A 21,620-nucleotide genomic window follows, 5' to 3' on the forward strand; every position below is an offset into this window, starting at 1 on the left:
AGAGCACCGGTAACTTTTTCTCCCAAGGAGAGTTGGAAATACCTCCGTGCGTACGGAGAAGAGTCATTTCGCCGCCGAATGATGCCATTTGCCCTGGAAATACCTCCGTGCGTACGGAGAAGAGCTGAGCTCACATTCTCTGAATCTACGGCTAAAGGAAATACCTCCGTGCGTACGGAGAAGAGCCCTAGTAACTAACAACCATAGAGCGGGTTTTGGAAATACCTCCGTGCGTACGGAGAAGAGGGTTGAAGGCAATAGATTGTCATGCCCTAAATGGAAATACCTCCGTGCGTACGGAGAAGAGAAAAAATGAAAATCCTGAGGGCGTAATCCCTGGGAAATACCTCCGTGCGTACGGAGAAGAGGGGTTAGGCTTAGCAGGAATCTGACCGGATGTGGAAATACCTCCGTGCGTACGGAGAAGAGGCTCCCCATTTACATCGGTTTTGCTGTTACCGGGAAATACCTCCGTGCGTACGGAGAAGAGTTACCGGTGAGCCTGATTCCACCTTTTTCGAGGGAAATACCTCCGTGCGTACGGAGAAGAGGCAAAACGCAAACAAAAAGGAAAACACATCATGGAAATACCTCCGTGCGTACGGAGAAGAGTCAAGTGCCCCGAGGTAGGCGCTCATGTTTTCGGAAATACCTCCGTGCGTACGGAGAAGAGGCAGAATAACCATTTCAACTGGATTCCGCTAGGGAAATACCTCCGTGCGTACGGAGAAGAGCGCGTTCCATAGTGGACGGTGGTCTAGCTTATGGAAATACCTCCGTGCGTACGGAGAAGAGGCCCCATAAAAACTGAGAGAGAAGAAGTCAAAGGAAATACCTCCGTGCGTACGGAGAAGAGCATAACTTTTTGCACTGGTTCAATTGTGTTACGGAAATACCTCCGTGCGTACGGAGAAGAGGAGATTTGAGAATTTACGGCGCTCTTCCACAAAGAAATACCTCCGTGCGTACGGAGAAGAGTCCAGAAAGCCTCTAATCTCTCCCCCCGCACCAGAAATACCTCCGTGCGTACGGAGAAGAGTTTTTTTGATATTCAAGAGCCCTCATAATCCGGGAAATACCTCCGTGCGTACGGAGAAGAGGGACTCTGGTGAAGAATCTGGCCGTTTGACTGGGAAATACCTCCGTGCGTACGGAGAAGAGTATCGGTTTCTTTTATCTTCGCGGATTGCGTAGGAAATACCTCCGTGCGTACGGAGAAGAGACTATCTGGCTAGTAATTATTTCATAGAAAAAGCGAAAATATCAAAGTTTTTGATATTTAGCTGCATTTATGTATCTCCAAAGAATAGATATTTATGGAACATTCTCAAACAATGCGTATATCAATGTATATGTTTAGATTTTTACGACGGGCAGTGACGCAGTGCTGAGTGAGGCAGGGGAATGTGCTTGTTCCCAGTCTTTTCTGAGAATCGCTTTAATCATGGAGTCGTGATATTTGCCGTCGTAGTAGAGTGCTTCACGGCGGCGTCCCTCACAGACGAAGCCGCATGAGGTGTACACGTATCGTGCTCGTGCGTTGAAGTCGAATACTTCAAGTTCGATGCGGTTCAGCTTGAGCACCGCGAAGGCGTAGTTGACCATCATTTGTGTGGTTTCGGTGCCGAGCCCGTGGCCTCGTCCTTTTTGTCCGATAATGATTCGGTAGTTGACGGACTTATTTTGAGGTGAGTAGTCGTTGAATACGGCTTCGCCTACGTATTCGTTGTGTTTGAGTGAATATATTGCTAAGTCGAGTCTGTTGTTTTGGTTGTTTCGTGTGTCGTACCAGCTTTTTGCGTGTTTGACAGTACGTTCATTGCGGTTTAGTGCTTCTTGTGTGGAGTGTACTGCCCCTGTTTTGATGAGAACTTCTGGTTCTGCGAGGATGTTCATCATCGCTTGGGTTGATTCCTCGTTGAAGGGGCGTAGTTCGACGAGTTTTCCTGTGAGGGTGGGTTTGGTGGCGAACATGTTGGTGGGTGTGTTAACTTGTGTGCGCATGTTCTCATTTTAAGTCAGATAAGTGCATTTTTACCTCAACTGTTGGTGTAGGTTTTCATTCTCTTGGATGAATTTTTTCTGAACGATTCTAGATGTTGTTCCGGTGAGCTTCTGCGCTATGGTGGTGTACAGAACACATTAATAATTCGATGATTTTGAGGTAGGTTTTTGGTGGATAATTATACTTTTCGTCCGTGGCGAGAGGGCGATGATTTAGAACTTCTTCAGCTTTGGGGCGACGCTGAATCTTCAGGGTACGATTCTTTTCGTGCGATGTTTCGCCCTGATCAGGATTCTGGCCCGTGGTCTCGCACTCTTGTAGCGGAACATCAGGGTGTTGCGGTTGCTGCCGCCACTGTCTATGAGACGTCTTTACATGTTCAACGGTTATGGGCGTATATTGAGGTTGCCGTTGACCATCGTCGGCAGGGGCTTGGTGCTGAACTATTTCGCCGTTTGCAAGAGCTTGCTTCATCTTCGCCTTCGGGTGTTCAGGCTTTGCGTTCTAAAGTGCAAGAAGGCTCTGCCGGTGCTTCCTTCGCTCAGGCTATGGGGTTGGGGGCTATTCAGCGTAGTCAGATGGTGAAAGTTGCTTCGGGCTCTGTGCCTGAGGTTCCTTTGCGCGTTGATTCTTCGGGGCAGCCTATGCAGGTTATTGAAAATATTGCTACGGGCTCTGTCGAGCTAACACAAAAGATGTGGGAGTTCTATTCTCGTTCTCACCGTTGGGATCCTCCTGCTGAAATTTCCTTGGGGCAGGTTAACCGTTTGTTCTTATCAGATGAGGCTGAAGCGCTTGGCGCAATTGTGCTACGTGACTTTGATTCGTCTGATGATTTTTCGGGGAAGCCCCCCATCAAGGCTTTTGTGGTGAGTTACCGCCCGTTAGAGCAAGAGTTACCGGGGCGTCAACTAGCTGATGATGAGGCGACTGAGATTCTCTTAGGCTATGACTTTGATGATGTCAGTGCACGTGAAGCTATTATGCAGTTGCTGTATGTTCTAGTTCATCAGTACCCAGTCATCTTAGAGGTAGATGAGTCGATGGAAGACTTGCAGGTGATGATTAATCAGCTGGTGAAGATGGGTTCTGCTCAGGTTCTTGATACAACGTTGGTGGTTGCACACTAGCAGTCTTCTACTTTTCTGCTAGGCCGCTGTGATGCGTGCTTGGCTGAGTGTTTGTCGTATTTGTGTCACAATTGCTAAGTGACTGAAATATCGCAGACTTTTTCAAAGACTCAACAGCTAAAACTTCCTCCCTTACAATTAGGTAAATTCACGGTACAAACGCCGGTTGTTCTTGCCCCTATGGCTGGGGTAACTAATAAGGCTTTTCGTCGTTTGTGCCGTGAATATGGTGGCGGTTTGTATGTGACAGAGATGGTGACGGCTCGTTCTTTGGTGGAGCGTCGTCCTGAGTCTTTACGCATTATTGAACATGACGATGATGAGCAGATTCGTTCTATTCAGATTTATGGTGTTGATGCCGTGAATGTGGGCAAAGCGGTTCGTCTTGTGGTGGAAGAAGATCGTGCTGACCATATTGATCTAAACTTTGGTTGTCCTGTTCCTAAAGTGACGAAGCTTGGTGGAGGTTCTGCTTTACCGTGGAAGACTGATTTGTTCACTGCCATCGTAAAAACTGCGGTTGATGAAGCTTCTCGTGCAGATGTTCCTGTCACTATTAAGATGCGTAAAGGCATTGATGATGAGCATCTGACCTTTTTGGAGTCTGCGAAGATTGCTCGTGATAGTGGTGTTGCTGCTATTGCGTTGCATGGTCGTACCATGGAGCAACATTATTCTGGTCATGCCGATTGGGACGCTATCGCTCAGCTACGCGAGGCTATCCCCGATATCCCTATTCTTGGTAACGGCGATATTTTTAGTGCGGAAGATGCTATTGCTATGGTCGAGCAGACCGGTGTTGACGGTATTGTGGTGGGTCGTGGCTGTCAGGGTAGGCCGTGGCTTTTTGGTGATTTACAGAATGCTTTTGAAGGTTCTGCTGAGCGTATTAAACCCGGTGTTTCTGAGGTTGCGCAGATGATTTATCGTCATGCTGAGCTTCTTGTTGAGACTTTTGGTGATGAGCTCAAGGGGCTTCGCGAGATTCGTAAACATGTGGGCTGGTATTTTCATGGGTATCCTGTGGGCGGTCAGCTACGTCAAAAGATGGCTACTGTTCCTGATTTAGCGAGTTTTCGTGAATATCTGGCTGAGTTGGACCACAGTATTGGTTATCCTGGTGCTGCTGTGGAGGGGCCACGTGGTCGTGCTGGTAACCCGAAGAAACCTCATCTTCCCCATGGATGGTTAGATTCGCGTATCCTTGGTGATGCAGAACGTCTTGGTTTGGTCGGGGCAGAGCTCGACATTTCGGGTGGATAATATTGCAATAATGATGGGCTGGTAACGATGAAGAATGTACCTGTTGACGGTTTAGTTGAAGGCAACGAGTTGACGGAGACTCCCGGCTATGTGGCTGAGGATGTGGAGCGTTGGGTGCCTGAGCATCATCGTAATGTGTATCGTTCTGCTTTTGAACGGGACCGTGCCCGCGTCTTGCATTCTTCTGCGTTACGTCGTCTAGGCGCTAAAACACAGGTGATGGACCCTGATACGGATGATTTTATTCGTACGCGTTTGACGCATTCTCTTGAGGTTGCTCAGATTGGTCGTGAAGTGGGTCGGATGCTTGGCTGTGACCCTGATGTTGTTGATACTGCTTGTTTAGCTCATGATTTGGGGCACCCTCCTTTTGGGCATAATGGGGAGACTGCTTTAAACGAGTTAGCAGCAGATGCTGGCGGGTTTGAAGGGAACGCGCAGACTTTGCGTTTGTTGAGCCGTCTTGAGCCGAAGGTTATTGGTCATGATGGTTCTTCTGCTGGGTTAAATCTTACTCGTGCTTCTTTGGACGCGTGTTGTAAGTACCCTTGGACTCTTGCCGAGGCTCCTGCGCGTGCTGATGGGCGACCTAACCGTAAATTTGGTGTGTATCAGGACGATCAACCTGTCTTTGAGTGGATTCGTCGGGGTGCTATTGCGCAGGACGGTTCTTCTTTGCCTGCTAAGTGTATGGAAGCTCAAGTGATGGATTTAGCCGATGATATCTCGTATTCGGTACATGACGTTGAGGACGCTGTTTTTGGTGGGCATATTCAGTTAGAAGATTTATTAGACCCCGCAAAACGTGAAGAAGTTTTTTCGAAGACTCAACAGTGGTATCTTCCGCATGTTTCTGAGTTGGAGCTTGAGCAGGCGTTGTCTCGTCTTGAGGGCCTGCCTCAATGGGTGAAATATATGAGTGGTACTCGTTCGTCGATGGCTGCGTTTAAAGCGTTGACTTCTAAGCTGATTGGTCGTTTTGCGGCTTCTGCAATGGAAGCTACGCGTGCACAGTACGGTAAGGATCGACCTCTTGTCCGTTATACTGCGGAGCTCATCATCCCTAATTCTACGGTGCATGAGATTGCTGTTCTTAAGGGTATTGCTACAGCTTTCGTGATGAGTGTTCGTGACGCTCAACCTCATTATGAGAACCAGCGTGAAATTTTGAGTGTGCTGGTAGAAGCTCTCTTAGACGAACCAAAGTATTTGGCGTCTTCTTTTGCCGCTGATATGCAGGAGCTTGGTACACGTGATGATGATGCTCGTTTACGTTTAGTAATTGATCAGGTTGCTTCGCTAACAGACCGTTCTGCAGTGGCGTTGTATAAGCGTATTACGGGTAATCAATGGCACCATGGCGACAAGCCTCTGTGGTGAGTTCGGAAAAGTTATAAGTTAGGGAATTCGAGGTCTTTGTCCTCGTGCTGATGATGGATATGATGTTTTAAGTGGCTGGTTTAATTCGACGTGAAGATATCGATGAGGTTCGTTCTCGTACTGATATTCGCGAAATTATTGAGGGCTATGTACGCCTCAAGAGCGCCGGTATTGGGTCGTTTAAAGGGCTGTGTCCTTTTCATGATGAGCGCACCCCTTCTTTTCATGTGCGTCCACAGATGGGCACCTATCACTGTTTTGGGTGTGGGGAGTCTGGCGATGTTATCGCTTTTTTGATGCAGGTTGAACATACTTCTTTTACGGAGACTGTTGAGAAGTTGGCGGCTCGTATCAATTATGAGTTGCATTATGAGCAGGGGAGCGGTTTATCTCGTGAAGAAGTGGGGCGTCGGCAACGCCTCTTAGACGCCCATAAGATTGCGGCAGAGTTTTTTCAGAAGAATCTTTATATGCCTTCTGCCGTTGAGGCCCAACGTTTTTTGGGCGGTCGTGGTTTTGACGCAAAATCAACTGCTCAATTCGGTGTGGGTTTCGCGCCTCAAGGCTGGAACAATCTACTGAACTTTTTGCGTAAGCAGGGTTTTTCTGATGAAGAGCTTGAAGCCACCGGCATGTTTTCGCGTGGGCAGCGTGGTTTATATGATCGTTTCCGTGGACGTATTATGTGGCCTATTCGAGGTATTGCGGGGGAGACCATTGGTTTTGGCGCCCGCCGTTTATTTGATGATGATAAAGGCCCAAAATATTTGAATACGCCTGAGACGGTGCTGTATAAGAAGTCTCAGGTTCTTTATGGTTTGGATCTTGCTAAACGTCATATTGCAAAGCGCCGTCAGGTTGTTGTGGTTGAAGGCTATACCGATGTGATGGCTGCTCATCTTGCTGGTGTTGATACGGCGGTAGCAACGTGTGGTACTGCTTTTGGTGTTGATCATATTCGTATTTTGCGTCGTATTTTGGGAGATGACGGTTCTGGCGGGGAAGTGATCTTTACCTTTGATGGTGATGCTGCTGGTCAGAAGGCTGCGTTGTCTGCTTTTGAAGAGGATCAGCGTTTTATGGCGAGAACTTTTGTTGCGGTGGCGCAGGAGGATATGGATCCATGTGAGCTTCGTATCCGTCGGGGTAATCATGCGGTTCGTTCTCTGATTGAACATAAGCAGCCTCTTTTTGAGTTTGCTCTTCGTAGTACTATCCGTAAATTTGATATGGATTCCTTGGAAGGGCGTGTGCAGGCTATGCGTGCTGTTGCTCCTATCCTTGCTGGTATTAAAGATTCTGCGTTGAAGCCAGCTTATATCCGTGAGGTTTCTGGGTGGCTAGGTTTAGGTGCGGATGAGGTTCAACGTGCTGTTGTTTTAGCTGCTCAACAGGTTTCAGCGGAGTCTTCTTCGCTGCAACAAATAGATCATACTGGCGGGCCTGATAGTTCTGGCGAGGTTGTTGTCCAGTCCGCTGCTGTGCCGTTTGAAGTTCCTGATAGTCATGACCCTTTGGCACGTTTGGAGCGTACTGCCTTAGAGGTCTTAGTTCAGGTGCCGCAGGAGGTTCCTGTAGATTTTTGGCAGCAGTTGGTTCAGGTGCAGTATCGATATCGTTTACATACGGTGCTGGCGCAGGGAGTGATGTCTGCTGCTGCTGAGGTTGTTCCTGCTGCTGGTCATGCTTGGCTGAATCAGGTACGTTCGCATATTCCTGAGGCTGCTCATACGTTTTTGGCGGAGTTGAGTGTGTCTCCCCTTCCTGCTTCCTCTGCTGAGCAGCTGACTCGTTATGCGCACGATATTTTGAGGCGTTTGTTAGAGGAGGATGTGAATCGTCAGAAGTCTGAGCTGTTGTTGCATCTTCAGCGTTTGGATGCACGTACTGAATACGAGCAGTTTCAGCAGATTCAGCGTCGTTTGATGGAGTTAGAATCTCATCGGCGTAAGATTCGTCAGGGGATAGAAAACACCCTATAAACGTGTTATAGATTACATGCTTTTGATTTGTGAAGAGAAAAAAATCTGTGTATAGTTATTACTCGTTGCGGTGATAAGTCGTAACGAATATTCCCCCGTAGCTCAATTGGCAGAGCATTCGACTGTTAATCGAAGGGTTACTGGTTCGAGTCCAGTCGGGGGAGCATAGATAGAACACCTGACAAAATATTTGTCAGGTGTTTCTTTTTTTGCGTAAAAACTTCTCAAAAGCTTACTTCTCTCACTTGGCAAGTACCAATACTCTTAAATCGTCTAGCAGGAGTGAGCTAGCAGCTTATCTAGATACTTCGTCGACGATGTGACACGACTCAAACTCATAGATTGAAGAAAGTCTCTAACAGTAGAATAATGAGAGAAACTGGTACACTTGCACCGGAAAGCACACTTACTTTTGGAGAGGTTGAGTATGACCGATAACGGTACACCTATCAGCAACGGGGCTAAGAAGAAATCTTCTTCTGGCCTTAAAGCTACATTTTCTAACTTGAAGTCCAACGTCACCAGCACTATCGATGCAACTAAAGTAGTTACTCGCCTCACCCCGAAGCAGATTAAAGACGAAGTTCAAATTGCTAAACTTGAGCTCAAGAACAAAGGCGTTGCATTCGGTAAAGGTGCCGCATTTGTTGTCGTTGGTGTGGTCTTTGGACTATTCCTCATTATTTCACTGATTACTGCAGGCATTCTTGCTCTAGGTACCGTCATGAAGCCTGTCTACGCTGCGCTGACACTAGCATTAGTGTTCCTGCTTCTTCTACTTGTTTTCGCCCTTATCGGTGTCAAGAAGATTAAGAAACAGCTTCCTCTCAAACCTGAATCCGCAATTTTCGGACTCATGTATGATCTCGGCGTTCTCAAACATGGCTCCCAGATGGACTCTGCGCGTCTGAAACGTGAACAAGAAGAGAAAGCTAAAGCCAAAGCAGACGCAAAGAAAGCTGCTGCTGAAGAGAAAGAAAAAGCTGCCGCAGACCCTTCAACTACCGCAGTTCTTGCTTCTGCACCCAATGAAGAGCAACTCAAACAACGCACCAAACAGCGTCGTGAACACCTCAAGAGCCTACGTGATGACATTCAAACCTACAGCGGCAACGTTAAGGGGCAATTCACGGGTTTTTTAGACGAAACAAAGAGTAGCGTAGTTTCTTTGCCTGCGACTATCTCTGAAACAGGTAATCGTCTAGCAAAGAATGCAAGCGACCCCGACGTCCTCAAAGCTCGTGGCGGTTCTTTCGCGTTGCTCATCGGAGCTGTAGGCGTCTTCTTCATTTTCTTGAAAAAACTTCTACGCCGTAACTCCTAACAAAGGTTCTCTAAGCTAAGTACGTGCTAAGAACCACCCACTAAAAGGCGTCTTATTCATCCTAGTCTTCATAGGAAATAAGACGCCTTTTGTGTTTTAAAGCTCCCCGACTCTGAGACAAAAATATGAGATTATAGAGGAATAACAATAAGCTTTCTTCATTGATACGCAAGATACGGTCACTTGTAGAACAACTCTGCAAGGAAAATACAACGCGAATAGGTGTTCCATACGATATGACACAACAGTCTCTAACCATCATGATTGGTGCTGATACGTACCCTCCAGATGTTAACGGTGCTGCTCAATTCGGTTATCGTTTGGCAACAGCAATGCACCACCGCGGACACCAAGTCCATGTGGTTGCGGCAAACCCTAACGAACGTAAAAACTATACTCGCACGGTTAACGGCGTCGTTGAACATCGTCTCATCTCGCACAAAGCACTAACCCACCCTACTATCCGTATTTGTACACCTTGGGGTATCTGGAAACGAGTAGGCGAGATTCTCGACGATGTTAAACCTGATGTCGTGCATGTCCAATGCCACTACATCGTAGGACGAGTACTACTTCTTCAAGCCCGCAAACGTGGCATTCGTGTTATCGCAACAAACCATTTTATGCCAGAGAACCTCGACCCATTCTTGCCCTTTCCCCGCTGGTTTAACGATGCGTTTGCAAAACTCAGCTGGAAAGACATGCGCTTTGTTCTCGAGCGTGCTCAGGTTGTTACGACACCTACCCCGATTGCTGCGCGGGCGATGAAGGAAGCCGGCAATTTTAAAAAACCAGTTATTCCTATCTCTAACGGCATTAACTCTGACGATTACCAGCTTCGCGAGGGAGAGCATTTCGACCCTCACCCGCAGGAGCTTCGTATTTTCTTCGCTGGTCGTCTTGCTGTTGAAAAGAATATTGACGTGCTGATTGAAGCTCTCTCACTGTTGCCTCAAGAACTGAACCACACTGTTCTTGAACTTGCCGGTGAAGGTGAAAAGCATGCAGAACTCCAAGAGAAAGCACAAGAATGTGGCGTTGCAGATCGTGTACGTTTCCTTGGCTACGTTAGTGATGAACAGCTAAGAGAAGGATACCTTCGAGCCGACGTATTCTGCCAACCGGGAACAGCAGAATTGCAATCCTTAGTGACCCTTGAAGCGATGAGCGCTTCTCGCCCCGTTGTTTTGGCTAATGCGCTAGCTCTACCTCATCTGGTGCAGGAGGGAGAGAACGGTTATCTATTTGAACCGAATAACGCTGCAGATTTAGCTCAAAAACTTGCGCAGGTACTTCTTGCGCCGGAAGAGGAACGTCGCCGTATGGGGCAATGCAGCAGACAAATGGTTGAAACCCATTCTGCTCAAAAGACGTGGGAAACTTTCGAATCTCTCTATCTTTCTAACCAGATATACTACGATTTCGTGGTTTCTCAAAAAAAATAGTGCTGTAGATTTTTTCTCTACGGTTTTATCGGGTACGCTATTAACCGTTGCTCTTTTGGTAGCGACGGTTTGGGGCCTTAGCTCAGCTGGTCAGAGCAGGGGACTCATAATCCCTTGGTCGCGGGTTCAAGTCCCGCAGGCCCTACAAGAGCTAGTTCCGTTTTCGGTTCTGGCAATCATTTGATAGGTCGTCCCTACCGGTATAAAAACCGGTATGGGCGACTTTTTCTTATCTCTTGTCTTCTCTGGAACGTTGGTCATAGAGACACGCTAAGTGGTGAGAGCCTTGCCTAATAACTCGGTGAGAGTGGAATCAACATTTAGGGCTACCTCAACCTCTATTTCTTGCTGCGAGGAAGAGCCTATGCCGGTATCTGAGTCGAGTAATTTGCCCTAGTTCCGAGCCGTCTGCTGCATCTCAGATGTAGGCCGCAGCTGAAATCGGTAGTGAAGCAGCAACCGTTTTCGAAGACATATTGGGGTACGGTGACGTCCTCAATAACTGCTTCAACTAAACTGTTTTCAACAGCGGAGGGAGGTAATCGCAAACACCCCTCCACTTGTTTTTTAAAATCAATAGGAGTATTGCGTATGACATCAAACCATACTTACGACCAGAACCACCGAGAATATGTTTCTCTATCCACGGCGTATGTCGGGCACCTCATGACAAGTAGTCTTCTAGCACCCCTTGCAGGACTTATGTACGGGTTACTCTCATACTTCTTCCCTGTCCTCAATTTTGGGATTCAAAACCTCGTTATCTTTATCATTGCTGTGGTCATTGTGGGTGAGCTGATTGTGGTGCTGATTCAACGCCCCTTTATTATCAAGGCTTCTCACAGTGACCCAGGTGGATGGGGTTATGCTTTACCTGAGTTTCTAGTGCTCCCTTGTTTAGCTGGATTAGGAGCATTTCTCATCTCTCGTGAGCTGTCAGCTGGTCTTGTGTGCGCGCTTGCGTTCTTTATTGTTTTTGGGGTTGCAGGTTTGTTGTCTAAACCGTGGAAGCCAGGTCTGTCTCGTGCTGAGATTCGTGAGAGATATGAGCAAACTAAAGACATGATTCAAGCAGATTATATAGAGGAAAAATATCGTGATGTAGAAGTTGATTCTTTGCATAGAGAGCTATTTAAGAAACGATAGACTCTTACGACTTTCTGAAAAGACACGGAAGCTTTCTTCAATGTCTTTTTATGTTCCAAAGAGGTATATAGTGCTTTCTAGCATGAGATGCCTGTCAGCGTATTTTAGTTTTCATACCAGCACATCGGCCGAAATACGGGCGGCGGATAGCAGCTTTTTACTGTGAACCCATCCCTTACCTCATAAAGTTCACTGTAACAATAGATAAAGCCCCTAAACTCTGTTGTAAAAGTAGGGGCATTATCTATCTTTTGTTATGATTCGAGGTTACGTATTGTGGCTCTAATTGTATCGGCATGAGTGTAAATTTCTTCTAGCTCAGTGATGGGATGGCGAGTTTCCTTCTTGTCTGCATCAAATGTCCCAACGTACCACTGTGACTTAGCGTTGAAGTGAAGACGAGCAATTTGCTTACGGTTATTGTTGTCGAGAAGAATAGCAAAGTATGACTTCGCATCTCTGTGAACAATGCGTTGAGGTTTTACTTCAGAGCAAGCAATTGCCTTGACAATCTGATAGCCTGCAAGTTCTTCCTCTGTTGTTATGATACCTTTTTCGTCTGGCTGAGGCGTGGAGTCTGTCTCTGCAGTGCTGGTGGTGGGCTCTACTGCTGATTCGGGGAAGCTCATATCTGTATCTCCCAGCGCGGTCTTTAGACGATCGTTTACCTGCTCTTTGAGGAACTGTTTTAGGGCTTTGTCTACTAAATCTTTAAAAAGTGCCAAGTTATCAGCAGTAGCTCTTTTATCGGAGACACTAGTCATTAGAAGTTTAACGAATTCGGGAGGTAATTCTTTAAACATTGATGTCAGCTCTCGTTTGAGAGCACCTACATACTTGAGTTCTTCAGCTGAAGAAATAATTGAGTCTAAATCGAAGGTTTCCTTGGTAATTTTCTTGAGTTCAGGGAGTATCGTTTCATCAACATCAAGCAAATCCAGCACTAGGAACGGGCGCTTATCCATGATATTGGGGGATTCTAAATCCGTGAAGAAATGAAATACTCGACCATTGGTTAGAATCGCAATTCGCGCATTTGTTACTGAAAAATAACGGAAAAGTTGTGATGCGTGTTTGACGTTAAGCTCATCCCCAATTTTTTTACATTCGATGAGAATGCGTACTTCTCCATCTTGCATAATGGCATAATCAACTTTTTCACCCTTTTTGGTGCCATGGTCCGCAGTGAATTCTGGCATAACTTCGAGTGGGTTGAAAACATCGTAGCCTAGTACCTGAGAGATAAAGGGCATGATGAAAGCATTTTTAGTTGCTTCTTCAGTCTGAATAATATCTTGCTGCCCCTTCATCTTTTTAACGAGAGAGTTAATTCCAGCTTCAAAACTCATGGTTTTATCCTATCTATAGTTGTGGGTTGCATCTCGCTTTAAAGATACAACAGGAATATAAAAGCTACGAAGGCTACATGGAGGGTTTGTAAACTTAAATGCTAATTTAAGCGATATTTAAGTATAGAGAAGTTCAACTGAGCTTAGATTCAGTAACTATTTGTTAGATTACCCTGAAAACCCACTAGTTAGGCTAGTTGTCTATTTCGAGAATAATATCTATCCATAGCCAGAGAGTTCTGCATAAAGCAATTACGTAGATTTTGAGATTATCGTGCTCCGAGTATTATGTTGTGTCTTGTTAGGAGAACATATGGATGGTTTTTCAGGCATATAATTTATATCTGAAGAGGTATCGATGAGACGTAGTATTACTGCTTAGTCTGGAGCTGTTCTTGTGTTTGAGACACTCTTACGACTATTGCAAATAGTGTCTCTCACATATTTTGATATGTGAGAGACACTATCCCTTATTAACGATGAAACAGCTCTTTTCGAGGTATTGTCTAAAAACTCTTAACCTATCGAGTGATACTGAGCCCACCTGATTCTGACCACGTAAACACATATCCGCGAGAGAATTCAATACGTGCTTGCCCATGACGTACAATCTCGTCAGTTACCGGATAACCGTACCGCCGAATGTCTTTAATCCACGTATTATAAAAAGCGCCTCGGGCGTTCAGCACTTTCGCCCCAGTACTGGAATACCACACGATAGCGGTTCGATGGTGGCTTCCGGTTGCTTGATACGTTACTTGAGCACCACCGAAACTTAGGTCGCTCTCATCAGTGACAGGGAAACCTAAGGTTAAGGCTCCTCCTCGTTTCGCCCATGTATTGAAAATACCACCGCGGGCGTTCATAGAATGTGCGCCGGTTTGTTCAGACCAGTACACAACGGTTTCTCGACCAGTACCAATATTTTTGAATGTTTGTTTGGCTCCGTGGTTAAACGTGGATTCGTTCATTGTCGGGTAGCCCCAGCCGCGTATGCCACCATTGTGAGTATGTTTAACTCCAATTGCGCCCGGTTCCCATACGGTATAGGTTCCGGTGTGTGCTGACCAGTAGATTGCGGTGCTTTTTCCCTGTTTATTGCGGAACCGTTGATAGTATCCGCCATCTTGCAGTCTTTGTTCACTCATCGCGGGGTATCCAAGTTTTTGATAATGCTCAGTATAGTATGCGCCGATAGCGCCCGAACGTTTGACAGGGTGAGCGCCCAGCTGAGACGTCCAATAAATTGAGTATTGGTTTTCAAAATGTTGGACTACTGCACCATCTGCTAGGGGAATCTCATGGGACGTTGGTTCCCCGTAGGTTTGTATCCCGCCGGTTGCTCGGTATGTGTTTTCAATACCTGAGTTTTCTTTGAGACGGTAGACGGGCGGTGCAAGTGATTTTGCGGTGAGCACTGCTTTATGTGCGTGTACTAGCGGGTAGCTTTGTGTCCATGTTCCAGTCTCTCTAAGGACTCGGCGTATTTGTTCTACGCTCATCTCGGGATTGACTTCTTTCATCATGGCAATGACGCCTGCAACATGAGGTGCTGCCATAGAGGTTCCGTTCAATGCCGCATAGGCTGGTTTCTCTTGCCGATAAAGCCCTGTATTTGAGGTGGAGATAACAGGTGCTCCTACTGTTCCTCCGGGGGCAATGACATCTATTTCACTGCCTTTATTGGTGTATGCGGTCAGTGCACCCCATGAGGTGGTTGCGCCAACAACCATTGCTCGATAGCAGTTAGCGGGAGCATAATTTTTTGTGTTCTCGCTAAAATTTCCTGCTGCAACGACGACAGGAATGCCTCGTGCATGAGCGTAATTAACCGCTCTTTGCAGATACGGATCGCATTTGCCTTTCCACGCTAATGACATATTAATAACGTCTACGGGTGGTTGTTCAGGGAAACCTGATACTTTTCCGCCGGCTGCAGCAAAAACAGCGTCTGCAAAATCGGCAAGGTATCCGCTGCCGGAGTTTCCTATAGCTCTAAAATGCTTGGTGGATGCTTCTGGTGCTGTAATTTTGGTGTCACCTTCGACGTGTGTGCCGTGCCAGTCAGAATACCTAAATTTGGAGTATGTTCCGGTATCTGTTTCGTCCCAGTCTCTGCCAGGTTCCCCGTCACGTCCATAGAATTCGTCGCTGATGAGGTCTAACCCTCTGATTCTATTAGCTAGGAGTGATGGGTGTTGTGTTGCTCCTGAATCAACGATGCCAATAACGATGTTTTTCCCTGTAGCGAGGTGTTCTACGTTATGTGCATTAATTTGTTGAGCTGTCCACGTCGAAAGTGACGCATCTCGAACAATATGTTTTTTCTGTGAGGCAAGAGCATTATGGATAACAGGGTCAGGGCGAGCTTCTACAATTCTGGGATCTTCTTCAAGCGTTTGAATTGCGATGTTCTGTTCTTCTTGACCGAGCGGGGAATCTACCTGAATAACTGTGGTGTTTTCGTCGTCAAGCACAGATTCTTTGACAATTTGTGTGTGTTCAAGGGTGTCTGTTCTATCCTCGGCATTATCGAGCGCTTGAGCTTTTTCTTCTACATCGGTATTTTCTGTGAAACTGACGATAATCCTATCGGTTTCTTCTGCAATGTAGGGGCGTTGTTCGGCTAGCTCTTGGAGGGTAGTTTGTTGGTCTGCTTGCTGTTCGGGTGTTTCTTGCGGGGGCGTGGCCTGTGCTGATGTCATGTTACTCAGCATGAGAGCCACGGTGATGAAGATGGGGGATATCCTTTTCACTTTTTCTCTCTGTATAGGGGGGAAGGGATTTTGTGAGAGGTGTAGAGGAGACAACAAAAGGGGCGGAGCTTGTTGCTCCGTCCCCTCTTATATCTGCGAGTGAAGTATGTTTGTATTAGTATGAGTCTTTCGACACCCCTCAGAACTATCATTATGCCTTGTCAAAGCTATTTTGGCGAGTGAAGATAGAGTATTTTATGCAGTAATAGATACTTTTATGTCTGAATAACAGCTATGAGAAGACAGATTAGGCCAAAAAATCATCTTCAACGGGGAGAAGAACACTTGGCTTCTCTACCTGTAATAGTGCTAATGGGTTGATATATTCCCATTCCTCTGCAATCTTTTGACGAACACCCCAGTGAATACACTGTTTCGTGCAATGGTGAACAGTATTATCCACCTGCGCAATGATTTCTCCTAGGGAGACTTCTTGACCTGCTTCTTTTGCGTTGGTAACAGGCTCAAAACTAGATTTATACCCATCATCATGTTCAATAGTGATGACGTATCGATCAACAACTTTTCCTGAAAAAATGATTTTTCCGCTTCTGGGCGCCCGTATTGCGCCATCAGCAGCCATATCTACCCCTCTATGTCCTTTAGACCAACGATGCTGAGGTTTTTGAAAAGCTCGTAAAACCTCTACCGGTTCAGGAACAGGGGAGACCCAGCGAGGTTCTTGACGGTGTTTCATCACAGAATCAACAGGCGTATACCCCTCTTTCGACGGGGGAGCTGCGCTCGCAGTATTGCAAAAGAGTGCGATAACGATGATAAACAGTGTGGTAACTCTTTGGGTGGTATTGCGTATGGTTTTCATCTTGTTATGTTCTTTCTTCTGCAAGAACGGAAAAAATACTATCTTTTTGAGTTTTGTTGATGCTGTTCGCGTCTTTACCGGATTGGGTAAAACTGTGGATAACAGGGCGCTTGATCGTGATAGATATTGAGACGGGCTTCATTCTGTTATCGAGGGGGCTACCCTTTGATGACTTGAATAGGAATGTGTGGGAGGGGTATATCTAAAAAACATCGGTGTGGTGTATTGGTTGTTTGTGTGATGTTGTGGTGTTTCCTGTTGTCTGCATAAAACCTTGGTTTTTTGCTCACATTCGCCGTATTCCGTATGTTTTTGACGCTGTAGATGCGGTATAGTTGGCTACTGCAGTTCGATATTTCCTGCCTAAAAACTTTTGTTGTATGACTAAGGTTTTTTGTTGGGGTTTCGAAAAGTTGCCGTACATAGTGACTTGCCACTATAGAAGTGGTCTGACAACGCGTAAAACAATATCTTCATGATGACTCAACATCTTTGAACTTTCGTGAAGACTGAGAACTTTCGGTCCACCGAAGAGGTGGTGAAGGTCTGAGTATTGTTCAGGGTATCCTCCCTCGAACAATATGAGTTTTACCAGGGGAGTGTTTTACTCCAATGTAAACCGATAACTACTATGCGCGTGGACGGTTAGCCTGGAATCAGGGGTCGCCACGGCACATCTATATAAAAGGAGACGACATGCCAGTCGTAACTATGCGCCAGCTTCTTGATTCTGGTGTTCACTTTGGTCACCAGACCCGTCGCTGGAACCCCAAGATGAAGCGTTTCATCTTCACCGAGCGTAACGGCATTTACATCATCGACTTGCAGCAGTCCTTGGCTTTCATCGACAAGGCTTATGAAGCTGTTAAAGCAACCGTTGCTCACGGCGGCACCATTCTCTTTGTCGGCACCAAGAAGCAGGCTCAGGAAGCTATTGCTGAGCAGGCTACCCGCGTTAACATGCCTTATGTTAACCACCGCTGGCTTGGTGGTATGCTCACCAACTTCGAGACTGTTTCTAAGCGTATCGACCGCATGAAAGAACTAGAGCAGATCGACTTTGACGATGTTGCAGGCTCACAGTTCACCAAGAAAGAACTCCTCTTGCTTCGTCGTGAGCACGAAAAGCTTGAGCGCACTCTTGGCGGTATCCGTAACCTCACCAAGACTCCTAGCCTTTTGTGGGTTGTAGACACCAAGAAAGAGCACCTCGCAATTGACGAAGCTCAGAAGCTCAATATTCCTGTTGTGGCAATTCTTGACACCAACTGTGACCCTGACGAAGTTGCTTTCCCCATCCCCGGTAACGACGATGCAATCCGCTCCGTCAACCTCCTCACCCGCGTCATTGCTGATGCAGTTGCAGAAGGTCTCCTAGAGCGCAACAACAAGAAAGCAGGCAAGGGAAACACTGCTGAAGAGCCTATGGCTGAATGGGAGCGCGAGCTTCTTGAACAGCACAAAGCTGAAAAGACCGCAGAAACTACTGAAGCATCTGCAGAGTAATTTCACATAAAACTAATGGCGCCCACCTAAAGTTCTTGGGTGGGCGCCATTAGCAGAAACCATACTGTAACACCCCTACAGTGTGTATCTATAAATCTTTGAACTAAAACAATCAAGGAGTTCACAATGGCGAACTACACCGCAGCAGACATTAAAGCACTGCGCGAAAAGACCGGAGCAGGCATGCTCGACGTCAAAAAAGCTCTCGATGAGGCTAATGGCGACCAGCAGAAAGCAATGGAAATCATCCGCGTTAAAGGCCTCAAAGGCGTTACCAAGCGCGAAGGCCGTGCAACCGCTGAAGGCCTTATCGCTGCACGCGTTGAAAACGGCGTTGGCTACATGGTAGAAGTCAACTCTGAAACTGACTTCGTTGCAAAATCTGATCCTTTCGTAGAGTTCGGTAACAACGTCCTCGAAGCAGCTATTGCAGCTAACGCTTCCACCTTGGAAGAACTTCAGGCAGCTACCGTAGACGGCAAGACCGTTGAAGAACTCACCACCGAAGCTGGCGCACTCTTGGGCGAAAAAATTGTTGTTCGCCGCGTAGCACGCGTTGAGGGCGAGAACATTGCTGTGTACTTGCACAAGACCTCCAAAGACCTCCCTGCACAGGTTGGCGTTCTTTTGGCTGTCACCGGTGAAGACACCGATACCGTAGCACACGATGTTGCTGTACACATCGCAGCGTTGTCTCCTAAATACTTGAACTCTGAGGCAATCCCCGCTGCTGACGTTGAAGCAGAAAAGCGTGTTGCTGAAGAAACCGCTGCTGCTGAAGGTAAGCCCGAGCAGATTATTCCAAAAATTGTTGAAGGTAAGCTCAAAGCTTTCTACAAGGAAAACACTCTTCTTGATCAGGACTTCGCAAAAGATTCTTCAAAGTCTGTTGCTAAGGTTCTTGAAGAAGCTGGCGCTACCGCTACCGCTTTCGAGCGTTTCCGCGTTGGTGCATAAGTAAAAACTTCACTGTTTTGCTCTCAAAAAATAGAAATATTTTAGATTGAGCCGAACATAACAAGGGGAAGTGCCTAGAACGGCACTTCCCCTTGTCGTATGCTATTAGACGAGAACGCGTTTTATGACGCATCATAAATACAGAACTTTTTGGAGGCGCCATCATGACTCAGCCCGCTACTACCCCCACCTATCGCGATGACACAGGACGCCGTCGAGTTCTTCTCAAACTATCGGGGGAAGTCTTTGGCGGTGGAGAAGTCGGTATTGCAACCGACGTTGTTCGTGGAGTTGCTGAACAAATTGCTGCAACCATCGGCAAAGTAGAGACCGCTATTGTGATTGGTGGAGGCAACTTCTTCCGTGGCGCAGAGCTTTCAAATGCGGGAATGGATCGTTCCCGCGCAGACTACATGGGCATGCTAGGTACTGTCATGAATTCCTTGGCTCTTCAAGATTTCCTTGAGCAGGCTGGTATCGATACTCGTGTTCAGTCTGCTATCACCATGCCGCAGGTTGCTGAGACCTATATTCCACGCCGAGCTATTCGCCATATGCAAAAAGATCGTGTTGTAATTTTTGGTGCTGGTGCTGGCTTACCATATTTCTCGACAGATACAGTTGCTGCGCAGCGTGCTCTAGAAATCTCTGCAGATGAAGTTTTGGTGGCAAAGAACGGTGTCGATGGTATTTATACTGCAGACCCAAAGACTAACCCTGATGCTGAGCGTCTTTATAGCCTCACCTATGATGAGGCAATGCGTAAGAACATCCGTGTGATGGATCAGACGGCGTTCTCTCTCTGCCGTGATAACAACGTCACGATGCGCGTATTTGGTATGCAAGGTGACGGTAATGTAACTCGAGCTATTCTTGGTGAAAAGATGGGAACTCTGGTGACAGCCTAAGAATAACTAGGCGCGATGTTTTTTTGAGGGTTCTTTTGTTCATCTGGTGTAAATACCTAATGAACAAAAGAACCCTTTGCGTTGGTAGCTCTTCACTCTTCATGGAATTAACACTTGCTTCTTCGAGATGTCTTAAGCAAGAAGAGAGTAAATCAACTAGACTAATAGGGAGCATACCTGTCGGTTATTTTGACTGATAAAAATACTGTATTAAAAGGAGATACCGTTGATCGAGGAATCATTAGCAGAAGCAACAACAAAGATGGATAAGGCAGTGGAAGCTGCAAAGAATGAATTCGCTAACGTGCGTACTGGCCGTGCAAATCCTTCATTGTTCTCTTCACTGACCGTAGAATACTACGGAACTCCTACTCCCTTGCAGCAGCTGGCGTCTTTCCAGACTCCCGAGGCTCGAACTATTCTTATTACCCCTTACGATAAGTCTGCTCTTAGCGATATCGAGAAAGCTCTACGTAACTCTGATCTTGGTGCTAACCCTGCAAACGACGGTAATGTGATTCGCGTTGTGATGCCAGAAATGACAGAAGAACGCCGTAAAGAATACATCAAAATTGTTGGTCATAAAGCTGAAGAAGCGCGCGTTTCTGTGCGTAACATCCGTCGCACTGCAAAGAGCGCTATCGACAAGCTCGTCAAAGACGGCGAAGTTGGCGAAGATGAAGGTGCTCGCGGAGAAAAAGAACTAGACGCTTTGACAAAAAAGCATATTGACCACATTGATGAGCTTTTCAAGCGTAAAGAAGCGGAGCTTCTCGAGGTCTAAATTTGATGAGTGCTCGGGTTAAACAGCAAACTGGGTCAAAGAATTCTAAAGCGGGACGTAATCTTCCTGCTGCTATCTTCGTAGGTACCTTTTTAGGTGCTCTTCTTATTGTCGGTTTGTTTTGCTACCCTTGGCTTCTTGTCATTCTTGGTGCGCTTGCTGCTGCTGTTGGTACGTGGGAAGTAACTTCTGGTATCAATAAGAAACGTGGTATGGGAATACCCATGTTTCCTACAGTAGCAAGCGCATTATTCCTACCCCTAATCGCTTATATTGGGGGTGGGCAATGGATGATTACTGCGATGGTCTGCGCTATTCTAGCGCAAATTATTTGGCGTCTTTTGGGGCCTAAAGATGGCATGATTATGTCAGTGATGGGGTCTATCTTTGTGACCTCATGGGTTCCTTTTATGGTGGCATTAGCCTTGTTGTTGTTTAGAACTGACGGTGGTTCTGGCAAAATATTTTTAATTTTGTTGATGGCTGTTGCGAATGACACTTGGGGGTATCTGGCGGGTGTTCGATGGGGTAAGCACCCTATGGCGCCAACGATTTCTCCGAAAAAAACGTGGGAAGGGTTTGCTGGCTCCTTGATAGGGTCTGCATTGACTGCTGTTATTTCGTGTTTCTTTTTAGGGTATCCGTGGTGGTTTGGCGTTATTCTGGCGTGCGCATTGGTTGTGACGGCGACTGCTGGTGACCTTTCTGAATCTATGATTAAACGTGAAATTGGCATTAAAGATATGTCAAACATTCTTCCTGGTCATGGTGGAGTAATGGACCGGTTAGATTCTATTGTTTTTTGTTTAGCTGTTGGATACGTACTATTCACTGGTTTTGAATTCCTTGTTTAGGGTCTTTG

At 46.5% G+C, this 21,620-nt stretch carries 16 protein-coding genes, 2 tRNA genes and 1 CRISPR repeat array (1 of these 19 cut by a window edge); of the genes, 14 read left to right on the plus strand and 4 right to left on the minus strand.

Going from position 1 to position 21,620, the window contains the following annotated elements; all coding sequences use genetic code 11:
• A CRISPR array of direct repeats spans positions 1 to 1,222; the repeat unit is 29 nt; unit sequence GGAAATACCTCCGTGCGTACGGAGAAGAG; it begins 2,405 nt to the left of the window's first position.
• 134 nt (positions 1,223 to 1,356) lie between these two features.
• Positions 1,357 to 2,004, minus strand: coding sequence for a GNAT family N-acetyltransferase (locus ACN084_RS05475; RefSeq protein WP_419103299.1), 648 nt, complete (start codon positions 2,002 to 2,004; stop codon positions 1,357 to 1,359).
• Between the two features lie 171 nt (positions 2,005 to 2,175).
• Between ACN084_RS05475 and ACN084_RS05480 the strand changes: the two genes are divergently transcribed.
• The 9 genes from ACN084_RS05480 (at position 2,176) to ACN084_RS05520 (ending at position 11,675) form a co-directional block, all read left to right on the plus strand.
• Complete coding sequence (locus ACN084_RS05480) at positions 2,176 to 3,135, plus strand: GNAT family N-acetyltransferase (RefSeq protein WP_419102138.1); 960 nt, start codon at positions 2,176 to 2,178, stop codon at positions 3,133 to 3,135.
• A gap of 87 nt (positions 3,136 to 3,222) precedes the next feature.
• Positions 3,223 to 4,398 (plus strand): tRNA dihydrouridine synthase DusB, encoded by a 1,176-nt coding sequence (gene dusB / locus ACN084_RS05485; RefSeq protein ID WP_419102228.1) that lies wholly within the window; start codon positions 3,223 to 3,225, stop codon positions 4,396 to 4,398.
• 27 nt (positions 4,399 to 4,425) lie between these two features.
• Entirely contained in the window at positions 4,426 to 5,778 is a 1,353-nt protein-coding gene (locus ACN084_RS05490) for a deoxyguanosinetriphosphate triphosphohydrolase (RefSeq protein WP_419103297.1), read from the plus strand.
• A 71-nt stretch (positions 5,779 to 5,849) separates the two neighbouring features.
• A complete protein-coding gene (dnaG, locus tag ACN084_RS05495; protein WP_419106163.1) occupies positions 5,850 to 7,760 on the plus strand; it encodes a DNA primase in 1,911 nt (636 codons plus the stop codon).
• 91 nt (positions 7,761 to 7,851) lie between these two features.
• Positions 7,852 to 7,924, plus strand: a tRNA-Asn gene (locus tag ACN084_RS05500).
• Between the two features lie 263 nt (positions 7,925 to 8,187).
• The gene (locus ACN084_RS05505; protein ID WP_419102141.1) at positions 8,188 to 9,084 is read left to right on the plus strand and encodes a phage holin family protein; all 897 of its coding nucleotides are present in this window, start codon (positions 8,188 to 8,190) and stop codon (positions 9,082 to 9,084) included.
• 236 nt (positions 9,085 to 9,320) lie between these two features.
• Positions 9,321 to 10,529: a glycosyltransferase gene (locus tag ACN084_RS05510; protein WP_419106164.1), complete on the plus strand. Its 1,209-nt coding sequence runs from the start codon at positions 9,321 to 9,323 to the stop codon at positions 10,527 to 10,529.
• Between the two features lie 71 nt (positions 10,530 to 10,600).
• Positions 10,601 to 10,674 (plus strand) — tRNA-Ile (locus ACN084_RS05515).
• Between the two features lie 446 nt (positions 10,675 to 11,120).
• Positions 11,121 to 11,675: a hypothetical protein gene (locus ACN084_RS05520; protein WP_419106165.1), complete on the plus strand. Its 555-nt coding sequence runs from the start codon at positions 11,121 to 11,123 to the stop codon at positions 11,673 to 11,675.
• Positions 11,676 to 11,929: 254 nt separating this feature from the next.
• On the opposite strand, the gene ACN084_RS05525 is transcribed toward ACN084_RS05520, so the two are convergent.
• From ACN084_RS05525 to ACN084_RS05535, 3 genes are all read right to left on the minus strand, one after another.
• A complete protein-coding gene (locus ACN084_RS05525; protein WP_419106166.1) occupies positions 11,930 to 13,024 on the minus strand; it encodes a type I restriction endonuclease in 1,095 nt (364 codons plus the stop codon).
• A gap of 521 nt (positions 13,025 to 13,545) precedes the next feature.
• Positions 13,546 to 15,729 carry a S8 family serine peptidase gene (locus tag ACN084_RS05530; RefSeq protein ID WP_419106167.1) on the minus strand — a complete coding sequence of 728 codons (2,184 nt, stop codon included), beginning with the start codon at positions 15,727 to 15,729 and terminating at the stop codon, positions 13,546 to 13,548.
• A 298-nt stretch (positions 15,730 to 16,027) separates the two neighbouring features.
• Positions 16,028 to 16,603 (minus strand): M23 family metallopeptidase, encoded by a 576-nt coding sequence (locus ACN084_RS05535; protein ID WP_419106168.1) that lies wholly within the window; start codon positions 16,601 to 16,603, stop codon positions 16,028 to 16,030.
• Between the two features lie 696 nt (positions 16,604 to 17,299).
• On the opposite strand from ACN084_RS05535, the gene rpsB reads away from it, so the two are divergent.
• The 5 genes from rpsB to ACN084_RS05560 all read left to right on the plus strand — a co-directional run bounded on the left by rpsB (position 17,300) and on the right by ACN084_RS05560 (position 21,612).
• A complete protein-coding gene (gene rpsB, locus ACN084_RS05540; RefSeq protein ID WP_419102146.1) occupies positions 17,300 to 18,109 on the plus strand; it encodes a 30S ribosomal protein S2 in 810 nt (269 codons plus the stop codon).
• 126 nt (positions 18,110 to 18,235) lie between these two features.
• A complete protein-coding gene (tsf, locus tag ACN084_RS05545) occupies positions 18,236 to 19,066 on the plus strand; it encodes a translation elongation factor Ts (RefSeq protein ID WP_419106169.1) in 831 nt (276 codons plus the stop codon).
• Between the two features lie 164 nt (positions 19,067 to 19,230).
• Positions 19,231 to 19,974: a UMP kinase gene (pyrH, locus tag ACN084_RS05550; RefSeq protein ID WP_419102148.1), complete on the plus strand. Its 744-nt coding sequence runs from the start codon at positions 19,231 to 19,233 to the stop codon at positions 19,972 to 19,974.
• A 226-nt stretch (positions 19,975 to 20,200) separates the two neighbouring features.
• Positions 20,201 to 20,758, plus strand: coding sequence for a ribosome recycling factor (gene frr / locus ACN084_RS05555; RefSeq protein ID WP_419102149.1), 558 nt, complete (start codon positions 20,201 to 20,203; stop codon positions 20,756 to 20,758).
• A gap of 5 nt (positions 20,759 to 20,763) precedes the next feature.
• On the plus strand, positions 20,764 to 21,612 hold the full coding sequence (locus ACN084_RS05560) for a phosphatidate cytidylyltransferase (RefSeq protein ID WP_419106170.1): 849 nt from the start codon (positions 20,764 to 20,766) through the stop codon (positions 21,610 to 21,612).
• The last annotated feature ends 8 nt before the right edge of the window (positions 21,613 to 21,620 follow it).

The sequence above is a fragment of the Rothia sp. P7208 genome (genome assembly GCF_048512915.1).
Taxonomy (GTDB): domain Bacteria; phylum Actinomycetota; class Actinomycetes; order Actinomycetales; family Micrococcaceae; genus Rothia.

Coding starts and splice junctions, on each gene's coding strand:
- rpsB (WP_419102146.1), top strand. CDS start 17,300: ATGCCAGTCGTAACTATGCGCCAGCTTCTTGATTCTGGTGTTCACTTT.
- ACN084_RS05520 (WP_419106165.1), top strand. CDS start 11,121: ATGACATCAAACCATACTTACGACCAGAACCACCGAGAATATGTTTCT.
- ACN084_RS05475 (WP_419103299.1), bottom strand. CDS start 2,004: ATGCGCACACAAGTTAACACACCCACCAACATGTTCGCCACCAAACCC.
- ACN084_RS05490 (WP_419103297.1), top strand. CDS start 4,426: ATGAAGAATGTACCTGTTGACGGTTTAGTTGAAGGCAACGAGTTGACG.
- pyrH (WP_419102148.1), top strand. CDS start 19,231: ATGACTCAGCCCGCTACTACCCCCACCTATCGCGATGACACAGGACGC.
- ACN084_RS05560 (WP_419106170.1), top strand. CDS start 20,764: ATGAGTGCTCGGGTTAAACAGCAAACTGGGTCAAAGAATTCTAAAGCG.
- ACN084_RS05530 (WP_419106167.1), bottom strand. CDS start 15,729: ATGACATCAGCACAGGCCACGCCCCCGCAAGAAACACCCGAACAGCAA.
- ACN084_RS05525 (WP_419106166.1), bottom strand. CDS start 13,024: ATGAGTTTTGAAGCTGGAATTAACTCTCTCGTTAAAAAGATGAAGGGG.
- ACN084_RS05505 (WP_419102141.1), top strand. CDS start 8,188: ATGACCGATAACGGTACACCTATCAGCAACGGGGCTAAGAAGAAATCT.
- ACN084_RS05510 (WP_419106164.1), top strand. CDS start 9,321: ATGACACAACAGTCTCTAACCATCATGATTGGTGCTGATACGTACCCT.
- tsf (WP_419106169.1), top strand. CDS start 18,236: ATGGCGAACTACACCGCAGCAGACATTAAAGCACTGCGCGAAAAGACC.
- ACN084_RS05535 (WP_419106168.1), bottom strand. CDS start 16,603: ATGAAAACCATACGCAATACCACCCAAAGAGTTACCACACTGTTTATC.